Origin of the sequence: Pelotomaculum propionicicum (assembly GCF_048984525.1) — a bacterium.
GTDB classification, from domain to species: domain Bacteria; phylum Bacillota; class Desulfotomaculia; order Desulfotomaculales; family Pelotomaculaceae; genus Syntrophopropionicum; species Syntrophopropionicum propionicicum_A.
The window spans coordinates 15170-34151 of the sequence record NZ_JBMGJC010000017.1; the positions used below are offsets into that span (position 1 = coordinate 15170).

21 protein-coding genes and 1 riboswitch are annotated in these 18982 nt (G+C 54.2%); of the genes, 15 read left to right on the forward strand and 6 right to left on the reverse strand.

Features of this window, described 5'->3' with window-relative positions:
• Both ACOBQJ_RS15670 and ACOBQJ_RS15675 read right to left on the reverse strand, forming a co-directional pair.
• The gene (locus ACOBQJ_RS15670) at positions 1 to 981 is read right to left on the reverse strand and encodes an alpha-ketoacid dehydrogenase subunit beta (RefSeq protein WP_421072712.1); all 981 of its coding nucleotides are present in this window, start codon (positions 979 to 981) and stop codon (positions 1 to 3) included.
• Positions 982 to 996: 15 nt separating this feature from the next.
• Positions 997 to 1950 carry a thiamine pyrophosphate-dependent dehydrogenase E1 component subunit alpha gene (locus ACOBQJ_RS15675; protein ID WP_421072713.1) on the reverse strand — a complete coding sequence of 318 codons (954 nt, stop codon included), beginning with the start codon at positions 1948 to 1950 and terminating at the stop codon, positions 997 to 999.
• Positions 1951 to 2089: 139 nt separating this feature from the next.
• Positions 2090 to 2284: riboswitch (cobalamin riboswitch) on the forward strand.
• Between the two features lie 96 nt (positions 2285 to 2380).
• Here ACOBQJ_RS15675 and ACOBQJ_RS15680 point away from each other — a divergent pair.
• The 15 genes from ACOBQJ_RS15680 (at position 2381) to ACOBQJ_RS15750 (ending at position 15725) form a co-directional block, all read left to right on the forward strand.
• Complete coding sequence (locus tag ACOBQJ_RS15680) at positions 2381 to 3028, forward strand: precorrin-8X methylmutase (protein WP_421072714.1); 648 nt, start codon at positions 2381 to 2383, stop codon at positions 3026 to 3028.
• Between the two features lie 6 nt (positions 3029 to 3034).
• Positions 3035 to 4099 carry a cobalt-precorrin-5B (C(1))-methyltransferase CbiD gene (cbiD, locus tag ACOBQJ_RS15685; RefSeq protein ID WP_421072715.1) on the forward strand — a complete coding sequence of 355 codons (1065 nt, stop codon included), beginning with the start codon at positions 3035 to 3037 and terminating at the stop codon, positions 4097 to 4099.
• Positions 4086 to 4730, forward strand: a complete 645-nt coding sequence (gene cbiE, locus ACOBQJ_RS15690; RefSeq protein WP_421072716.1) for a precorrin-6y C5,15-methyltransferase (decarboxylating) subunit CbiE — start codon at positions 4086 to 4088, stop codon at positions 4728 to 4730. The genes cbiD and cbiE overlap by 14 nt, the downstream gene beginning before the upstream one ends.
• A complete protein-coding gene (gene cobI, locus ACOBQJ_RS15695; protein ID WP_421072717.1) occupies positions 4727 to 5446 on the forward strand; it encodes a precorrin-2 C(20)-methyltransferase in 720 nt (239 codons plus the stop codon). Before cbiE ends, cobI begins: the two co-directional genes overlap by 4 nt.
• Entirely contained in the window at positions 5446 to 6189 is a 744-nt protein-coding gene (gene cobM / locus ACOBQJ_RS15700; protein ID WP_421072718.1) for a precorrin-4 C(11)-methyltransferase, read from the forward strand. Before cobI ends, cobM begins: the two co-directional genes overlap by 1 nt.
• The gene (locus tag ACOBQJ_RS15705; RefSeq protein ID WP_421072719.1) at positions 6176 to 6973 is read left to right on the forward strand and encodes a cobalamin biosynthesis protein; all 798 of its coding nucleotides are present in this window, start codon (positions 6176 to 6178) and stop codon (positions 6971 to 6973) included. The genes cobM and ACOBQJ_RS15705 overlap by 14 nt, the downstream gene beginning before the upstream one ends.
• The gene (gene cobJ / locus ACOBQJ_RS15710) at positions 6937 to 7659 is read left to right on the forward strand and encodes a precorrin-3B C(17)-methyltransferase (protein WP_421072752.1); all 723 of its coding nucleotides are present in this window, start codon (positions 6937 to 6939) and stop codon (positions 7657 to 7659) included. Before ACOBQJ_RS15705 ends, cobJ begins: the two co-directional genes overlap by 37 nt.
• A complete protein-coding gene (gene cobK, locus ACOBQJ_RS15715; protein ID WP_421072720.1) occupies positions 7656 to 8789 on the forward strand; it encodes a precorrin-6A reductase in 1134 nt (377 codons plus the stop codon). The genes cobJ and cobK overlap by 4 nt, the downstream gene beginning before the upstream one ends.
• A 69-nt stretch (positions 8790 to 8858) precedes the next feature.
• Positions 8859 to 9539: an energy-coupling factor ABC transporter permease gene (locus ACOBQJ_RS15720; protein ID WP_421072753.1), complete on the forward strand. Its 681-nt coding sequence runs from the start codon at positions 8859 to 8861 to the stop codon at positions 9537 to 9539.
• Entirely contained in the window at positions 9536 to 9844 is a 309-nt protein-coding gene (locus ACOBQJ_RS15725) for an energy-coupling factor ABC transporter substrate-binding protein (protein WP_421072721.1), read from the forward strand. The genes ACOBQJ_RS15720 and ACOBQJ_RS15725 overlap by 4 nt, the downstream gene beginning before the upstream one ends.
• A complete protein-coding gene (gene cbiQ, locus ACOBQJ_RS15730) occupies positions 9844 to 10623 on the forward strand; it encodes a cobalt ECF transporter T component CbiQ (RefSeq protein WP_421072722.1) in 780 nt (259 codons plus the stop codon). The genes ACOBQJ_RS15725 and cbiQ overlap by 1 nt, the downstream gene beginning before the upstream one ends.
• Positions 10620 to 11474: an energy-coupling factor ABC transporter ATP-binding protein gene (locus tag ACOBQJ_RS15735; protein ID WP_421072723.1), complete on the forward strand. Its 855-nt coding sequence runs from the start codon at positions 10620 to 10622 to the stop codon at positions 11472 to 11474. Before cbiQ ends, ACOBQJ_RS15735 begins: the two co-directional genes overlap by 4 nt.
• Before the next feature lie 13 nt (positions 11475 to 11487).
• Positions 11488 to 12846 carry a cobyrinate a,c-diamide synthase gene (locus ACOBQJ_RS15740; protein ID WP_421072724.1) on the forward strand — a complete coding sequence of 453 codons (1359 nt, stop codon included), beginning with the start codon at positions 11488 to 11490 and terminating at the stop codon, positions 12844 to 12846.
• Between the two features lie 341 nt (positions 12847 to 13187).
• A complete protein-coding gene (locus tag ACOBQJ_RS15745) occupies positions 13188 to 14276 on the forward strand; it encodes a nitrilase-related carbon-nitrogen hydrolase (RefSeq protein ID WP_421072725.1) in 1089 nt (362 codons plus the stop codon).
• Positions 14277 to 14345: 69 nt separating this feature from the next.
• On the forward strand, positions 14346 to 15725 hold the full coding sequence (locus ACOBQJ_RS15750) for an MFS transporter (protein WP_421072726.1): 1380 nt from the start codon (positions 14346 to 14348) through the stop codon (positions 15723 to 15725).
• A gap of 103 nt (positions 15726 to 15828) precedes the next feature.
• Here the strand turns inward: ACOBQJ_RS15750 and ACOBQJ_RS15755 are convergent, their stop codons facing one another.
• From ACOBQJ_RS15755 to ACOBQJ_RS15770, 4 genes are all read right to left on the reverse strand, one after another.
• Entirely contained in the window at positions 15829 to 16596 is a 768-nt protein-coding gene (locus tag ACOBQJ_RS15755) for an IclR family transcriptional regulator (RefSeq protein ID WP_421072727.1), read from the reverse strand.
• A 113-nt stretch (positions 16597 to 16709) separates the two neighbouring features.
• Positions 16710 to 17003, reverse strand: a complete 294-nt coding sequence (locus ACOBQJ_RS15760; RefSeq protein ID WP_421072728.1) for a RyR domain-containing protein — start codon at positions 17001 to 17003, stop codon at positions 16710 to 16712.
• Positions 16993 to 17175, reverse strand: coding sequence for a hypothetical protein (locus ACOBQJ_RS15765; protein ID WP_421072729.1), 183 nt, complete (start codon positions 17173 to 17175; stop codon positions 16993 to 16995). The genes ACOBQJ_RS15760 and ACOBQJ_RS15765 overlap by 11 nt, the downstream gene beginning before the upstream one ends.
• A gap of 25 nt (positions 17176 to 17200) precedes the next feature.
• Positions 17201 to 18931 carry a hypothetical protein gene (locus ACOBQJ_RS15770; protein ID WP_421072730.1) on the reverse strand — a complete coding sequence of 577 codons (1731 nt, stop codon included), beginning with the start codon at positions 18929 to 18931 and terminating at the stop codon, positions 17201 to 17203.
• Positions 18932 to 18982 lie beyond the last annotated feature (51 nt).

Consider the following 18982-nt stretch of genomic DNA (forward strand, 5'->3'; position numbering starts at 1 on the left):
TTAGACAACAATAGATTTAACAGCCTCAATGAGCTGATTTTCATTCGGGATGTAGAACTGTTCCAGCGGCGGGCTGAACGGGACCGGTATGTCCGGCGCGGTTACCCTTTTAACCGGGGCCTTGAGGTAACTGAAAGCCTCTTCCGCCGCCAGCGCAGCAATTTCGCCGCCAAAGCCTCCGGTCCTGGTGGCCTCGTGCAGGACTACCAGCCGGCCTGTCTTTTGCACGGACTTGATCACGGCTTCCTTGTCCAGCGGCAGCAGCGTCCGCAAATCCAGAATTTCAACGTCTATGCCCTCCTGGCCCAGGGCGGCGGCTGCTTTAAAAGCGACACCGAGCATCTTGGACCATGTCACCACGGTCACGTCTCGCCCCGGTTTCTTGATATCCGCGACGCCGATGGGGATCGTGTAGTCACCTTCAGGCACTGGCGAAGGGAAAAAGAAAAGTCCCATATCTTCAATGAAAACAACCGGGTTGTCATCACGGATGGCTGATTTTAAAAGGCCCTTCGCGTCCGCGGCGGTGCCGGGCATGACTACTTTCAGCCCCGGGCAGTGCGCGGCCCATGCTTCCAGGTTGTGCGAGTGCTGGCACCCGGCGCCGAAGCCGGCCCCGGTCTTGACCCTTACCACCATTGGAAAGGAGCTTTTGCCGCCTGAAAGGTAGCGCAGCTTGGCCGCGTGGTTGACAATCTGGTCGGAAGCAAGAGTGAAAAACGGGTTAAACATTACCTCCACAACCGGGCGAAGGCCCAAAACTGAGGCGCCCACGGCCAAACCCGCTATAGCCGCCTCGGAAACAGGGGTGTCTTTCACCCTGGCCGGGCCAAATTCCCGCAAAAGGCCGAAAGTCGGCATAACCGGGGACTCGTGGATGCCAACTCCTATGCCTTCGCCGGCAAGGAAAACGCTGTCATCCCTGCGCATTTCTTCAGCAAGCGCCTGCTGTATCGCCTGACCCATTGTAATCTGCTGCATGGCGATTCTCCTTTCCTAAATGTAGACGTCGTCAAGTGCTTCTTCGGGATCCGGCAGGGGGCTTTCCTCCGCGAAGCGAACGGCGTCTTCCACAATTATGGCTATTGAATCTTCAAGCGCTGTTATATCCTCCCTTGATATGACACCTTCCGAAAGCAGTTCGTTTTCTATTTTTTTAATCGGGCAGCGCTCCATCCACATGGCTATTTCGTCTTTTGGCTGGTAGGCCTGGTGGTCTGCCTCACCATGGCCGCGCCAGCGGTAAGTCTTGCATTCAATTAAAGTCGGCCCCTCACCGGCCAGGCAGCGCTCCCTGGCCTCGGCTGTGGCCTTAAGCACGGCTTCCGCGTCATTGCCGTCCACCACCACGCCGGGCATCCCGTAACCCTGGGCGCGCAGCGCTATATCCTTTACCCTGGTGTGCTCCTCCATACGCTGGGCGCCGGAGTACACATTGTTTTCACATACAAAGATCACCGGCAGGTCCCACAGCGCCGCCATGTTCAGGGACTCGTGAAAGCTCCCTTCGTCAGCGGACCCGTCCCCGAAGAAGCAAACAGTTACCGCCTCGCTCTTCTTGTACTGCTGGGCAAAGGCCGTCCCCACGGCGATAGGGATGCCGCCGCCCACAACAGTAGTGGTGCACAGGGCGTTCACCTCCGGCACCGCGATGTGCAGGGTGCCGCTTTTGCCCTTGTTGCAGCCTGTTTTTTTGCCGAAGATCTCAGCCATAAGCGCATTGGAATCGGCGCCCTTGGCCAGCAGGTGCCCGTGGCTGCGGTGGTTGCTGATAATCACGTCCTCTTTCTCCAGCGCGCCGCACACACCGGCGGCCACCCCTTCCTGCCCGGTACAGAGAATAACCATACCAGGCAGTTTCCCTTCAATCTTGCACAGCTCGGTAAGCTTCTCTTCAAAGCGCCTGATAAAAAGCATGTTTTGGTATAGCATTAATTTTTTCTGGACCAAACTGCTATCCCTCCCCGCAGTTTATTTTACTAAAGAAATACGACAAACACTTATTTAAACCCTTTATAAAATAACGGGGCCGGTAATAGAAATAATAAATTTTCCCTTTACAGCATAAGTTTTCTATGCTATGTTATCAAAAAAGAATAAGAATCCTGGTGCCCTTTTGTATTGCATTAGGGGTAAAAGGGAAGGCTGTGAGAATCAGCCGCGAGCCCGTCGCTGTAAGCGGGGACGAACGTCCATGAATCCACTGACAGACATTGCTGTTGGGAAGGAGGACCAGTAGGTCGATCCGCGAGCCAGAAAACCTGCCAGGTTTCTAAGATGATTTCGCCTAACGTGGTGGTTGGTGAAACGGTGGTGTCAGAAAGGGCATGCCATCCTTGCATAAAAGGATGGCTTTTTAATTTTTGTGGAGGTTGATTTTATGCAAACAGATCACTATCAGTCCGGACAAATGGGGCCGGGAACAATCCAGGAGAAAAGCTTCGCCATTATTGACACCGCGGTTGACCTGTCACCTTTTCCAGCAGAGGAGCGGGTGGTGGTCCGCCGCTGCACCCACGCAGCCGGGGACTTTGCAATAGCCAAACATATTTGTTTTTCACCCGGCGCGGTAAAAACCGGGATCGGGCTGGCTAGAAAAAGAGCCCCTGTTTTTGCCGACGTCAGGATGGTCGAGGCGGGAATATCAAAGGCTTCGCTGAGCAGGCTTTCCCTCAGCGTACACACATATGTCGACAGCGTGGAGGCCATTGAACTGGCCGGGGAAAAAGGATGGACCCGCTCGGAGGCGGCGGTGTGGCTCTACAGAGGCATAATTGACGGCGGCATAGCGGTGATCGGCAACGCTCCCACCGCCCTGTGGAAAATACTGGAGCTGGCGGAAAAGGGCATCGCCCGGCCCGGTCTCGTAATCGGCATGCCGGTAGGCTTCGTGGGTGCGGCTGATTCAAAGGAAGCCCTGGCATCGTCGGACCTGCCCTTTGTCACTTGTATAGGGACCAGGGGAGGAAGCCCCCTGGCCGCGGCCGCTTTTAACGCGGTATTGGGCCTTGCCGTCAGCGGGAGGTGAACGCGAATGGACGCCGGCCGGGAAGGCATTACCACCGGCACCTGTGCCGCAGCGGCGGCCAGAGCCGCCGCCGGGGCGCTGACGCGGGGTATGGCAGCGGACAGTGTTGACATCACCCTGCCCGCCGGAAGGTTGATCACAATTAAAATCGCCGCTGTGACCTGTCAGGACGACTGGGCGCGGGCGACAGTCATAAAGTACGCCGGGGCGGACCGTGATATTACCGATGGCGTGGAAATTACAGCCACGGTGCGCCGTACGAATAACGCCGGCATAACAGTAAGAGGAGGCCCCGGCGTGGGGATGGTCACCCTGGCGGGGCTGCAGGTGCCGGTAGGCCAGCACGCGATAAACCCGGTGCCGCGGCACATGATCGAACAGGCTGTCGCCGAATTTACAACCGGACCGGGCGGGCTTGAAATTGAAATTTCCGTGCCGGGGGGTGAAGAACTGGCCAGGCAGACCTACAACCCGCGCTTGGGCATACTGGGCGGTATATCCATCCTGGGCACCACCGGTATTGTCCGCCCCATGTGCAGGAAGGCCCTCCTCTGCTCTCTGATGCCGGCCCTTGACGTGGCCAGGGCCAACGGGATCGGGGAAATATTCCTGGTCCCGGGCAACATCGGCCGCAAAGCTGTGTTGGAGAACTTTGCGCCGGACCCGCTGGCCGTGGCGGAGGTCTCCAATTTCCCCGGGGCGATGCTGGAACACGCATTTAGATTAGGTTTTGACCGGGTGGTGCTGGCCGGCCACCCGGGTAAACTGGCCAAATTAATCGGGGGACATTTCAATACGGATTCGGCTGTATCACCTTCGGCGGTAAAGAATGTGCTCGAAATCGCCAGAGAAAACCATGTCCCGCCGCCTGGCGGTGAGCACGGCCAGGCCGCCCCCGTAACGATAGAAGGCATAATTGACAGCCTTAATCATCCGGAAAGAAAAAAACTTTTCAACGCCGTGGCGGCGGCTGTCAAGCAGGCTGTCTTTGCCAGGTTCGGCGTGCAGGACCTTGCTGTTTGGCTGTGTGATATGCAGGGCCGGGAGGTTGGCGCTTGTGGAATTAAATAAACAGGTGGTTATCGTCGGGTGCGGCCCGGGCGGCGCCGCTTACCTTACCGGCATGGCCCTTAAAGCGGCAGAAAGAGCCAAGGTGCTGGTTGGTACCGCCAAATTACTCGGGCTTTTCCCTGAAACCGGAACCCGGATAGAACTTAAGCGGATTGAAACTGAACCAATAGCGAAGCTCATTGCCGGGCTGGATTGTGACAGAGTCGCGGTCCTGGTAAGCGGTGATACCGGCATTTACAGCCTGGCGTCTTCCCTGCGCCGGTTGGCGCCGGCAGACTGGGAAGTCAGCTTTGTGCCGGGCATCAGCAGCATTCAGGCAGCCTGCGCCCTTTTTACCCTGGAGTGGCAGGAGATGCGCTTCTTTTCGCTGCACTGCCGCAGCGCAACAGCTGAGCTGGCTGAAACAGCGGCTCGGGGAGAAAAGCCGCTGGCAATACTGTGCGGGCCCGGCAATGAGCCGGGCCGGATAGCCCGGGATCTTCTGGCTGTAATAGAGCCGGACCGAGTGTGCCGGGTGGCCTGCGATATCGGCTCTAAGGAACAGGTCACCTGGTGCGGCACCCTTGCCGGACTGGCCGGGAAAACTTTAAGCGCACACGCAGTACTGATTATTGACGGGAGGAAGAAATGAACAAAAAAGGTCATTTTTGGGGGATTGGGGTAGGTCCGGGCGACCCGGAACTCCTGACCATGAAAGCAGCCCGGATACTGCGGGAAGCCGGCGTGATCATGGCGCCGAAAGCCACCGGCCGGGGTGAAAGCGCCGCGCTGCAGGCGGTAAAAGATCTCACCGATCCCTCCAAATTGAAAATATATGATTTCCCCATGACCAGGGATCCGGAAAACCTGGCCATGTGCTGGCGGGAGGTCGCGGCTGAGATCGCTGAGCTGGTGGACAATGGAGAACAAGTGGTTTTTCTGACCCTCGGCGACGCCCTTACCTACAGCACGCTCAATTACGTGCTGCAGCAGCTTCAGAGTAAGCTTGAGCCGGGCTCCATCACTATCATACCCGGTGTCACATCGTTCGCGGCCGCTGCCGCGGCGGCTGGTTTCCCTTTAGTATGCGGAGAAGAAAAGCTGGCGGTAATACCCCTTCCGGACGGCCCCCTGGACAGCTTGCGGGGCCAGGTGCGGGAGAGCGACGTGGTGGTATTCATGAAGCTGGGCAGCAGGCTGGCCGAGCTGCTGGAATTTATCAAAGAAGAATTTGACGGCCGCGAAACGGTTTTTGCCTCGCGGGTGGGGACACCCGGGCAGTACCTGTGCCGGGACCTGGGTGATCTTCCTGAAGACGCGGCCGGGTATATGAGCGTACTCATCGTGCGAAAGGGCGGGAAAGCATAATGAAGGTGTATTTTATCGGGGCCGGCCCCGGAGACGTCGACCTGATCACTGTAAAAGGACGGGATATCCTGTCCCGCTGCCGGGTGGTGATATTCGCCGGGTCGCTGGTTTCACCCCGGCACCTCGATTTTGCGCCGGAAGACGCTGAAACGCACGATTCTTCAAGCCTCAGCCTGGACGACATCCGTAAGATTTTAATGTCCGCCAGGGAGCGAGGATTGGACGTGGCCCGGCTGCATACGGGCGACCCCTCCTTATACGGGGCCATCCGCGAACAGATCGAGATGTGCGAAGAACTGGGCATAGACTGGGAAATCGTGCCGGGGGTCAGCTCGGCCTTCGCGGCAGCGGCCAGGCTGGGAGTCGAATACACGGTCCCAGGCGGTACTCAGACCCTGTTATTTACCCGGCTGGAAGGCAGGACCCCCGTCCCGCCGGAAGAAAGCCTGGCCCTTTTGGCCGCCCACCACAGCAGTATAGCTATTTTTTTAAGTATCCACGATATAGACAAAGTAACCGGTCAGCTGCTGGAATCCCTTCCCCCGTCGACCCCGGTCGTGGTAGCGGCAAGGGTCACCTGGCCGGATGAAAGCTTCATCCGGGGAACGCTCTCAGACATCGCGGAGAAAGTCCGCTCGGCCGGGATCACCAAAACCGCGCTGATCCTGGTCGGCGATGCCCTGGAGAGCCGCAGGCGGAGGTCATGTCTTTACCACGAGGAATTCAAACATGGGTACAGGTAGCAAACGGATACGGGTAATTACTCTGGCCGGGCCGGGAGCGCCGCTGTCGCAAATGATCTCCGCCCGCCTGAACGCGGACTTTATAGTGGTACACCCGCCTGAGACACCGGGTCTGGCGGAGGTTGTGAAAGATTCCTTTGGCGCCTTTGAAGCGCTGGTGATGGTAATGGCCTGCGGGATAGCAGCCCGGGTAACGGGACCTCTCCTCCGTTCCAAGCACACCGACCCGGCGGTAGTGGTATGTGACCGGGCCGGGCGTTATTCCATAAGCCTGGCCGGCGGACATGAGGGCGGCGCAAACCAGCTGGCCTGCGATGTGGCTTCCCTCACCGGCGGCGATCCGGTCATAACCACCGGCACTGAAGCGGACCGCCTGGCAGCGGTGGGAGTCGGCTACCAGGGCCGGGCGACAGCCCGGGATATTGAAAACGCCGTCAGGTCCGGCCTTGGGCTTTGCGGACTGACAACGGACGAGATAAAGTTTCTGTCCACCGGGCGTATGAAATGGGAAGACAGGGAGATACGGAAGGTTGCCCACGGCCTCGGTTTACTGCTGCGCTTTTTTTCAGGCAACCGGCTGGCGCGGACAGACGGGGTTTCACCTCCCTCACAGGCAGCCATGCGCCATTTTTCTATTAAGGGGGTGTCTGAGCAATGTGCCCTTCTAAGCTTGAAGGATCCCGAAATAATTCTGGCAAGGACAGCTTTCGGCCCGGTGACGGCAGCCGTGGCCAGGGAAAAATTTTCGTGGTCGGCATCGGCCCCGGGGGAGAAGAAGATCTGACCGGCCGGGCTTTTCACACCATAGATGACGCGGACCTCCTGGTCGGCTATACCGCATACATCAACCTGGTTAAAGAAATGAGCTGTTACCACGGCCAGGAAACTTATGCCACCGGCATGACGCGCGAGGTGGAACGGGTCCAATACGCGATCGAAGCGGCCGGGCGCAGCCTTCTGGTTGCGGTGGTTTCCAGCGGTGACGCCGGGGTATACGGCATGGCGGGGCTGGTGCTCGAAGTCATGGAATCGTCCGGGCAGTACGCGGCGCTTGAAGTCATACCGGGCATACCGGCCGCAAATTCAGCAGCGGCCAGGCTGGGCGCCCCGCTCATGCAGGACTACGCCACCATATCGCTCAGCGACCTGCTTACTCCCCTGCCTGATATTTTAGCCCGGGTGGAGGCGGCCGCGGCCGCTGACTTTGTCATAGTGTTCTACAACCCGCGCGGCAAAAACCGGAAAGATCCGTGGGACAAGGCCCTTTCTATTTTAAAAAAGCACCGCGGGCCGGATACACCGGTGGGCCTGGTAAGCAGGGCCGGGCGCTTTGGAGAATCCGTAAAAATAACCTGCCTGGAGCACTTGGATAGGCACGAGCCCGACATGCTGACCACAGTCATCGTGGGTAATTCGCGGACCCGGGTCGCAAACGGGCGGATGATCACACCAAGGGGGTACGAATTGTGATATTGCTGGCGGGAGGCACAAGTGAAGCGATAGAGATAGCCCTGGCATTGGACCGGGCGAAAAGCCCTTACATAATTACCGTGGCCACCGGCTACGGGTATGATGAAACCGCGGGCAAAGTAAGCGGCCATGTCTTAAAGGGCCCATTTGACAAGCAGTCATTTGAAAAACTAATTAAAGAATATGAGGTGGACGCGGTAGTTGACGCCTCTCATGTTTATGCCGGGGAACTGCGGTGCGAGCTTTCAGCCGCGGCGCATGCTGCCGGGGTCCGCCTGGTCAGGTTTGAGCGAGACCCTGTTTCAGTAGATTCAAATCCTGACATCACTTTTTTTGGCAGCCCCGCTGAGCTGGGTGTCTGGGCACGGGACAAAGATTTCAAAAAAATCTTTGTCTCAACCGGGATCAAGGGCCTGCAAGCCCTGGCCGGCCACATTGATCTCGACAGGGTGTACGCGAGGATGCTTCCCTCCGGGGAGTCCATAACCGCCGCCCTCAGCGCGGGCCTGAAGCCGTCGCACATAATAGCCATGGAGGGCCCCTTTTCCAGGGATCTCAACGAAGCGCTTTTCCGGCACCTGCGGATCGACCTGCTGGTAACCAAGGATTCCGGAGAAACAGGCGGCTTCACCGCTAAAATCGAAGCGGCCGGGAACACCGGCTGCCTGGTGGCCGTGCTGAAGCGCCCGGAACCTGCCGGAGGTGAAGTTTTCCATGATACAAAGTCCCTCCTCCGCACCCTGGGCATAGCGGATGAGGAATCCGGCTGGCACGTGGTCCTGCTCGGGCACGGCAGCAGGCTGGAAAGCGCCAACCGGGGGCTGAAGCTGGTCGCAAAGGAAATGGAACGGCGCGGACAATACCTCGGAGTGACACCGGCGTTTTTGCAGCACGCCGAGCCGTCCCTGGACAAAGTCTTTCAAGAACTGGCTGAAAGCGGCGCCGGCAGGATCGTGATTATGCCCCTCTTCCTTTTCGAAGGGGTGCACATAACCTCGGATATTCCGGAAGAAATTGAAACAATCCAGGCGAGGTACCCGCATATGCAGGTTGTGCAGTCCCGCTTCATCGGCCCTGACCCGCTGCTGGCCGGCATCTGCATACACAGGATAAAAGACACAATCCAATGACATGACGGTGAACAGGCATTTCCGGGCCAGCCTTAAACAACGCGCGAACAAATTTTTGTGAAAGGGGTTATGCACGTGCACATTATGGAAGGATATTTGCCTCTGAGCCACGCCGTGGGCTGGTCGGTGGTATCCGCCCCCTTTGTCATCCATGGTATCAGGAGCCTGCAAAAGAAATTGCGGGAAAACCCTGAAACCAAGATTATCCTCGGGGTGGCGGGGGCCTTTACCTTTGTGCTCTCAGCCCTGAAGCTGCCTTCGGTGACCGGCAGCTGTTCACACCCGACAGGCACGGGACTTGGCGCGGTGCTTTTCGGCCCGGCTTCCATGTCGGTCCTCGGCATGGTGGTACTGCTGTTCCAGTCCCTGCTGCTAGCCCACGGGGGATTAACCACCCTGGGCGCCAACACATTTTCCATGGCCATCGTCGGCCCTTTCGTGGCCTGCGGTGTTTACCGGGCAGCCACAAAAGCGGGGCTGTCCGGAGGAATATCCATTTTCCTCGCGGCGGCGCTGGGAGACCTGATGACATACATAACCACCTCGGCTCAGCTGGCCCTGGCCTTTCCCGACCCGGTCGGGGGCTTTACGGGCTCGCTGATAAAATTTGGCGCTATATTCGCTTTCACCCAAATCCCCCTGGCCGTCAGCGAGGGGCTGCTGACAGCCCTGGTGTTCAACGCTTTATGCAAGTACAGCCCCGGCGAACTGCGGGATTTAAACGTTTTAAAAAAGGAGATGCGGGCATGAAAAAAGCCAGCAAAAACCTGATCCTTGTGATTGCCGTAATAATTATCACAACAGCCCCGTTAATTGGATTCAACCTGTATTCAGGAAGCCCGGAGGAAGAGATGTTTTCAGGCGCCGACAGTCAGGCCGCAAGTGTCATCGCGGAACTCTCCCCGGATTATAAACCCTGGTTCACCCCGCTCTGGGAGCCGCCGGGCGCTGAGATAGAGAGCCTGCTTTTCGCCCTCCAGGCAGCCCTTGGAGCAGGATTTATCGGATATTACATCGGATTCTCCCGTGGTAAAGCCAGAAGAAGTGATGCCTGATGCTGCTTACTGAACGATATGCTCTGACCAACAAACTGAACAACCGGCACCCTGCTGAGAAGGGATGCCTGACTATATTATGCATGGCGGCCTGTTTATTGGCCCTGTCCCCGCTCGTTCCCCTGCTGGTATTGGCGATAATGACTTCCGTTACAGTGCTGGCGGGCCGCATACCCATGAGAGTCTTTTTCGGCCTTTTAATAATTCCGGTATCTTTTCTCATATGCGGATTGTTCACCATGGCTTTTTCAATTAACCCTTCCCCGGCCTGCCTGTTTGAATTTACCCTGGCCGGTTTTAAAATAGGGGTGACTCCGGCCGGTATGGACATGGCCGCGCAGACATTCTGCCGGTCGGCCGGCGCCGTCTCCTGCCTTTGTTTTTTTATATTAACCACACCCGTGACACAGGTCTTTTCACTGCTGGACCGGGTACCATTTCCATCCCTGCTGCTGGAAGTAATGATCCTGGTTTACGGATCCATCATGGTCCTTCTGGACACCGCGGGTAAAATGGTCCTGTCCCAGTCGTCACGCCTGGGCTATTCCTCGGCGCAGGCTTCTTACAGGTCCTTATCCTGGCTGGTGGCGAAACTTTTTGTGCACTCCCTGAGGCGTTCCCGTGAGATGTACCTCGGCCTTGCCTCCCGCGGCTACGAAGACAGGATCAGGGTTGTCCAGCCGGGAAAAGAACTGTCGCCGCTTTACCTGGCACTTGCCGCCGCCAGCGGGTCTTTCTTAATATATCTCGCCCTCAGGACGGGAGGCTTGTCTTCTTGAACAGCTGTATTCTTGAACTCAACGACGTGCATTATAATTATTCGGACGGCACCACGGCCCTGAAAGGGGTGTCGTTTCAGGTGCCCCGCCAGGCCAAGATAGCGCTGATGGGCCCGAACGGCGCCGGTAAAACCACCCTGCTTCTGCACCTGAACGGCATCCACAGGCCTTCGCGGGGGACAGTCCTCTTTAACGAAAGGCCCATGTGCTATTCCCGTAAGGAAATCAATCTCCTGCGCAGGCGGGTGGGCATAGTTTTCCAGGACCCGGAGCTGCAGCTGCTGGGAGGTACTGTTTACCAGGATGTGTCTTTCGGACCGGCCAACCTGAACTTGCAAGAGGACCAGATCCACCAGCGGGTGCGCCAGGCCCTGGAACTATGCGGCATTACCGGTCTGGCCGACCGGCCCGTGCACAGCCTCAGCTGCGGCCAGAAAAAGCTCGCGGTTATTGCCGGCGTGCTGGCCATGGAACCGGAGGTAATCGCCCTTGACGAGCCCACTGCCAGCCTGGACCCGGAAGCTTCCTCCGGCCTCATGGCGCTCCTCGATTCACTGAATGACAGGGGCGCCACGATCATAATTTCCACCCACGACGTGGACCTGGCGGCCGGCTGGGCCGGGCAACTGGTGATCATGGACGGCGGCATGGTCAAACTTGCCGGATCTCCGGAAGATATATACTACGGCAGGGAAAAAGCGTATAATTTAAAATTGAAAACACCCCTGGTTGTGGAAATGTACTGGCACCTGCGCAAGAACAAACTTGTATCCGACAACCGGGCCACGCCGCTGACCAGGGAAGACCTCCTGGAAATTATAAAACGGAGCGGCGGCAAAGATACAGGATAAGGAGTTTTTTGATATGAACAGAGTGGTAATAGCCGGAACGCACAGCGGGGCGGGCAAGACCACAGTTACCGCCGGCCTGCTGGCGGCGCTGTGGAAAAAGGGGCTCAGCGTACAGCCTTTCAAGGTTGGCCCTGACTACATCGACACCGGCTACCATGCCGTCGCGGCCGGCCGGATGTCCTACAACCTTGACCTCTGGATGATGCCGGCCCCGAACATACTGCAGCTGTTCAGTCACGGTATGGACGGCATTGATATCGGGGTCATCGAGGGAGTAATGGGCCTTTATGACGGGGTGGGCTCCACCCCGGAGGGCAGTACGGCAGAAATAGCAAAACTGCTTAATGCCCCGGTGATCCTGGTGGTTGACGCCGGAGGCATGTCCACCAGCGCAGCGGCCCAGGTCCTCGGGTACAAAACTTTTGATCGTGACCTTCGCCTGGCCGGTGTGATTGTCAACAACGTGGGCAGCGAGCACCATTATAAACTTGTCAGGGATGCGGTTGAGTCCTATACTGGTATCCCGGTACTTGGTTTTCTGCCGCGTGACAGGTCGGTGGAACTGCCCAGCCGCCACCTGGGGCTGCTGCCGGCGCAAGAGATGGAAAGGCATGCGGAGATAATAGAAAAAACTGCCGGGCTGGTACGTGAATGGATCGACCTGGACCAGGTTACCGCGCTGGCAAGGTCAGCCGGGCCCCTGCCGCCTGTCAGTCCATATGCTTTTGAGAGGGGCAGGCCGGTGCAAATTGCCGTGGCCCGTGATGAGTCTTTTAGCTTTTACTACCGCAGCACCCTGGAGCTGCTGGCCAGCCAGGGTGCAGAACTGCGTTATTTCAGCCCCATGAAGGACGGCTGCCTGCCGGAAAATATCGACGGCCTTTACCTGGGTGGCGGCTTTCCTGAAGTATTTGCCGGGGACCTGTCAGCGAACAGGTACCTGCTCGAAGATATAAACCGCAAACTTGAAGAAGGCCTGTACTGCTACGCCGAATGCGGCGGATTTATGTACCTGACCGAGTCGATAACCGGGAAAAACGGAAAGAAATACCCCATGGCCGGCTTCTTTAACGGGCACACCGTCATGACCGACCGCCTGCAGCGGTTCGGGTATGTTGATATCGAGTTTACCGGGGAAAATGTGTTGGGAAAAGCGGGACAGAAAGCGCGGGGACATGAATTTCACCATTCACTGGTGGAGGGCATTACCTACCCCGCCACTTATCTGATCAAATCAGCCTTTTCCGGTGGCCATTGGCACTGCGGCTACCGCCGTGCAAACACGCTTGCCGCCTACGCCCATATAGACTTCTGGGGCTACCCCGAACTGGCCCGCCACTTCCTGGACCTGTGCCGGGGTTCCGTTATTTAAACCTAAATATCAACCTGTGGTATTCAGCAACTGACCTAGGTTTCACTTGCTACTGACGAAGCTTAAGCGCAGCCCATGGTTTATGAATATGTATATTGCTATATTTTAAATATAATAAAGCCTGGAGCAGGAACATTCTTCCTGCTCCTTTTGTTTCCATCACAATATTATCAGCACTTATTATATTGTATTACAGTATTCAATATTATGTATACAAGTTTTTTAAATATTCAAAAATTTTTCTCTGCCCAGGAGGAACTTTTTGCTCAATGTAGAAAATATTATTACCGATTATAGAAATATGTTTTCTATAATCGGAATAATTAGAGAGGTGATCGTTTATGAGCAAGTATGACATTTTCACTGCTGTGGCCATTCAACCGGAAATCAAGACCGTCGAGAAGCGGTCTGATATCCAGCGTAACCTGCAGCGCATCCTGGAGCTTATCGATGTGGCCCCTCAGACCTCGCCCACTGCCAAAGAAACCTATGAGGGCAGCTGGGCGCCGATCAAACTGATCTCGCTGCCGGAATTTTTTATTCAGGGACATGAGGGAAACTGGCCTTATCAACATTACCTGGACGAGGTCCTGATTGAACTACCGGGTGAAGAAACTGAAAAGCTGGCAAAAAAAGCGAAGGAATATGACATTTATATTGCCGGGTGCGCCCTGGAACGTGATGAAATGATTAAAGACGGTTATTTTTTCAACACTCATTTTATCATGGCGCCAAACGGTGAAATCATTCACAAATACCGTAAGATTACCGTGGCCACCCACTATGAGCTGGCGGTAAGCCCGCATGATATTTATGACAAATATGTAGAAAAATATGGTGACTCACTGTCTTCTTTCTTCCCTGTAACTGAAACTGAAATCGGGAAAATCGGAACTATCACCTGTATGGACGGACACTTCCCTGAAACCGCCAGGGCACTGGGCGTTCAGGGAGCGGAGATTATCCTGCACCCGCTGCTGGTGGAACCTCTCATGTCGCCGCCATATGAAACATGGCAGATGATGAACAGGATGAGAGCATGGGAAAACGTGTGTTATGTAATATCCGCTTCCTGGGGATTGATTAACGGCAGAAGGCAAAAGACATTTGCGCCGGGGAAATCGATGATCTCGGATTACAACGGAGTGGTAACCGCTTATGCTGACTACCCTGGAGAAGCAGTAATCAGCTCAGTCATAAACCTGGAGGAATTAAGGAGAAGAAGGACAGATCCCAGCAGGAACTTCCCCACCTTGCTGCGTTCGGACATTTACCGGAAGATTTACGAAAAGGAAATATATCCATCCAACCAGTTTGTTGATTGCTCTCCACAGACCAGGCATGCGAGAGACCCGCTGCACATTATCAAAAAATACCTCGCTGAGGGAATTTATAAAGCTCCCTCCAAGACACCAGATTATTTGAAGTAATTGACCGGACCTCAAATTCCCTGTTTTTCTCGCTGACAGACTAGTATAATTAATCGAAGGAGGATTATTATGACAAAGCCCGATACTTTAGTTGCAAGGCTTGATAACCTTCCCTTAAGCAAATGGCATATAAGGCTGATGGTGGTTGTTTGCCTTGGCATTCTCTTTGACGCTTATGACACGACTATAATGTCTGTCGCGTTTCCACAGCTCATGTCAGAATGGGGCATCACTAAAGTCCAGACTGGTTTGTTAGGTTCTGCGGGATTTATCGGCATGTTGATAGGGGCTATATTATCCGGGATATTGTCAGATTACGTTGGCAGGGTAAGAGTTTTTCAGTGCACCATTGTCGTTTACGCGCTTTTTATGGGAGTGTGCGCTTTCACCAACAGCTTTCCTGTCCTGTTTGCCCTGCGCATCCTGGTCGGGATCGGGCTGGGCGGGCTGGTACCCGTGGGCGCGGCATATTTGTCCGAATACATACCATCAAGGGTGCGCGGCCGCTTTATGAGTATATTTAACGCGAACTTTTCCCTGGGAGTGACAATCGCTTACACAATTGGCTTCTTAATCGTCGCCCCGTATGGCTGGAGATGGGGTTTCATGATTGGCGCCCTGCCCATAGTCATGTATTTTGTGGCCAAAGCTTATCTTCCTGAATCCGCCAGGTTTTTGCTGCAAAAAAATAAGGTTGAGGATGCCGTAAAAACCGTCGAAGCCATTGAAAAGCAGGTAATTAATACAGTTTCAGTGCCTTTTGAAGAAGCTTTGAGGATCGAAAAAGAGGCTAAAGCGTCCAAAGGTGAAGAATCCAAAGCGTCTATTGCTCTTTTATTTAAGAAAGATCTTATTAAAACCACAATAATGGTTTCAGTTTTATGGTTCAGCTTACAGTATTCCATCTATGCCATAATGGTCTGGATGCCTATCCTCTTAAAAGCGGAACTGGGTTATTCCCTTGCTTCGGGACTTGGCTTCCTGGCCTTTGGATCTTTACTGGGGGCGTTTGCCACACCTTTAGCCGGAGTATCGGCCGACTTTATCGGACGTAAGATTACAGTTTTACTTTGCTTCGTATTATATGGGTTATCGGCGTACTGGCTGTTCTGGTTCGGGGCCAACCCCGCTTATGGCACAATCCTGTTAGTGGTTAACCTGATCATTCTCGGATTGGCCAACGGGATCGTTTATGTTTACAGCCCGGAGAACTTCCCCACCAGAGCGCGCGGCACCGGCATGGGTTTGGCCAGCGCGGTCGGACGGCTGGGCGGCATCCTCGGGCCCACTATAGTCGGGATTATATATTCCTTTTCCGGTATAGAAACAGTGCTCCATATCAACATGGCCGTCCTTTTGTTCGGATCTCTCGTTGTTATGGTGCTGGGCCGGGAAACAAGGAATAAAACGCTGGAAGAAATCAGCGGCGAAAGCGTCTCTTTAGGTTAATAAGATACCTGAACAGCAAAGATTAAAGCTGCATGAAATTAGCCAAGCCTGCATTGATTACCCATGCAGGCTTGTTATTTGTAACTGGTTGGTTTCTCATATATTAACCTTCGAGCAATGAAAATATTTTTTTAGAGGCTTCTTTAAGTTTGGCTACAAGGACCGGCAACTGCTCGGGCCTAAACCTGAATTCAGGCATGAAAATGCTGAGCGCCGCCACTTCTCCGTCTGTCGGGTAATCCCGTATTGGGCATGAGATCCCCACCACATCTTCATAACGCTCACCAAAACTGAGAGAAACACCCTCTTTACGTATTTTCTCCAGCTCTTTGGACAGCTTCTTGTATTCGGTAATTGTATTGTCCGTATAGGCGGTAAATTTAGCAGCCTTTAGTTTATCATGTAAACCCTTGACGTCACGGTAGGCCAGATGAACCTTCCCGGCCGCGCCGCCCAGGGACGTTTCCGGCCGGCCGATACTCACCGACCATTTGATCGGGTGGTAACTTTCCACTCCTTCTATAAAAAAATAATGCCAAATGTTGTATGAAACACTTAAATATACCGATTCTCCCGTTTCTTCTGATAGCTTTTTCATTACAGGCAGGGCTATGGTCCTAATGTTGTTATCGACTCTTTTGCTTAATTTTAAGAGGACTGGACCCAGCATATACCGTTTATAATCATCCTTCAATAAAAAATTCATTTCAGTTAAAGTCGAGATGATCCGGTAAGTCGCTGTTTTACTTATGCCCAGCTTATTGGAGATATCTGAGAGGGTCAGCTTGTCGTTTTCCAGAAAGAGTAGCATCGTTTCCAGTGTTCTGCGGGAAACCAGAGAACCGTTTTTAGAAAGATTGTCTGTATCCATTTTAATTCCTTATCCTGTGAAATTCTTGAGCACACAAAAATGACTGCAGACTATATTGTAACATGATTTTCTTATTTCCTCAAAAATAATCATTTAGGTTGTGATTGTTCCGACTACGAACTAATTCTTTTCTCAATACGATACCCCAGGGCGACAATGGCCTTAAGTGTCTGCATCGCCGCATTGCGGTCGTACTCTTTTTCCGACTCCGGCAGCTGTTCGTAGGGCACCAGGCAAGGGTGCTCTTTTTTGCTGTCGTCGCGGCTGACCCCAAAACGCCAGCCATCGGCCAGGCGCTGCTGAGCCCAGATGTCGTGAGCGTTCCTGGCCAGAAGTTCAGTCAGTTTGAGAATCTCCTGATTCAATGATATTTTTTCAGTATCAATCGGCTCGGGTTTATATTTCATAGTGCCGCCCCCTCGACTTTATTTTCCTTCCTTTACACACCCTGGCTGTATCGTCAGCGTTCCACGCCTGCCCGATCGTGTCCCTGCTCATCCTCAGGCGGGCGATGTTCCAGTCCGCTGTCACGTCACCTGTTACGACAATTACTTTGCTGTTCTCTGCAGATACCACCAATCATTTCCTCCCACTTAAGCGAATTTTAGCCGCCCATCGGAATTTTCATGGGCCTCTCCCGGTGCAGCAGCACCCAGTCGCTGTTCTCCTGCAGCGCCTCGCGGCCAAGTTCCCTGATCAGTGACCTGGCGCAGTCAAGGTCACTGTTTTCCCACATAGACCTTAATTGAACGGAGGCACGGTCAAACAGGTTGTACATCCGCTTATACACCTTGTTCTGCGCGGCAAAGGCCATTTTCTCAGCATAGCCGTCCAGGGCGGCGGCCAGGGCCGGCGCCAGGCCCATGGCGACAATTAAGATATGGTGGATTAATTTTAAACTGTCCGTATGCGATGAACTGATATCTAAAAAAAACACTAAGATGGCGATGGCCAGGCCGGCGAGGAAGAAACCATACACCATGGTTTCTTGCCTTTTTAACTTACTATGGTCTCTTGAAGACGTCTTTTTATAATATTTTCTCTGGTCGAGAACCCAGTGATCCAGGGTCAGCCGGCAGTTGGAAAGCCAAAACGCTTTTTCGCCGGAGCCTTCCGCCCCACCGGCCCCGGGGACTGATATGTTAAAAGTTTCAATACCTTTGCGCACCCAGTCCAGCTCGCTTTTCTGCTTTCTGAGATAATACCGGGTAACGTCTTCCCGCAGCCCGGTAAGTTTCCAGAACAGCTGGATACGCAGCCCTTCCGCCAGGGCGCGGTAATCAAGGTGTTTATTTTCATACCCATGTTTTTTTACCCAAATATATAGAATCGAGGCGAGCAGCAAAGTCGCCGGGTATAGCGCTATCATAAAGGACTCCTGTATTAAATGGGCATACAGCTCGAAGAAAAAGAAGGCTATTACCGCCAGGATAAAAAGGTTTACCAGCGTACTGACCCTTTTCTCCTGGAAATGCACGGCCAGGGAGTCCGCCAGGGCAAACCGCTCCAAGATGGCTTTCGCTTTTTTCCCCAACATCCCTTCCACCCCTTTGGGTATCAGCTGGACCCTGCTGGCTTCAATCTTGCTTTTAAGATCCAGGGCGAGTTCTCCGGCATCCCTGTTGAATCCTTCGATACTTTCAAGTATACCAGCCAGGGCTTCCTCCGGCTTACCCTCGATATTTGAACCGCCGGGAAAATATTTATTAATTGAAAAAACATCTCCTGCCGGTGAAGGGTTCTTTACCCTGGGGGTGACGATATGAAATACCGGGCCGGTATCAACCGGGTCCAGGATATTTTGCGGAGGCGCGTAGGGCTCCGGCACTCCATTCAGCTTGAACCTGACAATCTGCGCCGTCCCGCCGGTAAGATCAGTATCCATGCCGTCCCACATTGCGATAAGGATATGGCTGTACTGTACAATGTAAGCTCCTACTTTAGCGTACTTGTGGTCCCGCTCTTCATTAAAATTTTCTAATGGAGGCAGTTCAAAAGCATTTTCGGCCTCCCCCAAAAGATTATTAAACTCGGCCAGGGACTGCGGAGTGATAAAGTCCTTTTCATACTCCTCTTTTGACATAGGCAGGGGCACTACCAGCCTGACGCCGCAATTTAGCGCACTCCGCGCCGCCAGCCGGTCGGCTCCCTCAGCCAGGGGTGACAGCAAAATTAAAGGTGAATGTGGATACGAATTTTTCAGTTCAGAAAAAATTAAGCACAATTTTTTCTCCAGCTCAGGGATATCTTCCGCTCTCAGGTCACGGTGGCCGGTTATCCCCAGAACAATGGGGATCAGGATACTGCTTTCCCTTACCCCTGCTGCATTACTCACGATAATTCTCCTTCACAGCCTTTGTACTTTTGGATCTTCCATGATAGGCCA

Bases quoted from the DNA above. Each gene is read 5' to 3' on its own strand.
- ACOBQJ_RS15670 (WP_421072712.1), bottom strand. From the start codon at position 981: ATGCAGCAGATTACAATGGGTCAGGCGATACAGCAGGCGCTTGCTGAA.
- ACOBQJ_RS15680 (WP_421072714.1), top strand. From the start codon at position 2,381: ATGCAAACAGATCACTATCAGTCCGGACAAATGGGGCCGGGAACAATC.
- cbiD (WP_421072715.1), top strand. From the start codon at position 3,035: ATGGACGCCGGCCGGGAAGGCATTACCACCGGCACCTGTGCCGCAGCG.
- cobI (WP_421072717.1), top strand. From the start codon at position 4,727: ATGAACAAAAAAGGTCATTTTTGGGGGATTGGGGTAGGTCCGGGCGAC.
- cobM (WP_421072718.1), top strand. From the start codon at position 5,446: ATGAAGGTGTATTTTATCGGGGCCGGCCCCGGAGACGTCGACCTGATC.
- ACOBQJ_RS15705 (WP_421072719.1), top strand. From the start codon at position 6,176: ATGGGTACAGGTAGCAAACGGATACGGGTAATTACTCTGGCCGGGCCG.
- ACOBQJ_RS15720 (WP_421072753.1), top strand. From the start codon at position 8,859: ATGCACGTGCACATTATGGAAGGATATTTGCCTCTGAGCCACGCCGTG.
- ACOBQJ_RS15725 (WP_421072721.1), top strand. From the start codon at position 9,536: ATGAAAAAAGCCAGCAAAAACCTGATCCTTGTGATTGCCGTAATAATT.
- cbiQ (WP_421072722.1), top strand. From the start codon at position 9,844: ATGCTGCTTACTGAACGATATGCTCTGACCAACAAACTGAACAACCGG.
- ACOBQJ_RS15740 (WP_421072724.1), top strand. From the start codon at position 11,488: ATGAACAGAGTGGTAATAGCCGGAACGCACAGCGGGGCGGGCAAGACC.
- ACOBQJ_RS15745 (WP_421072725.1), top strand. From the start codon at position 13,188: ATGAGCAAGTATGACATTTTCACTGCTGTGGCCATTCAACCGGAAATC.
- ACOBQJ_RS15750 (WP_421072726.1), top strand. From the start codon at position 14,346: ATGACAAAGCCCGATACTTTAGTTGCAAGGCTTGATAACCTTCCCTTA.
- ACOBQJ_RS15755 (WP_421072727.1), bottom strand. From the start codon at position 16,596: ATGGATACAGACAATCTTTCTAAAAACGGTTCTCTGGTTTCCCGCAGA.
- ACOBQJ_RS15760 (WP_421072728.1), bottom strand. From the start codon at position 17,003: ATGAAATATAAACCCGAGCCGATTGATACTGAAAAAATATCATTGAAT.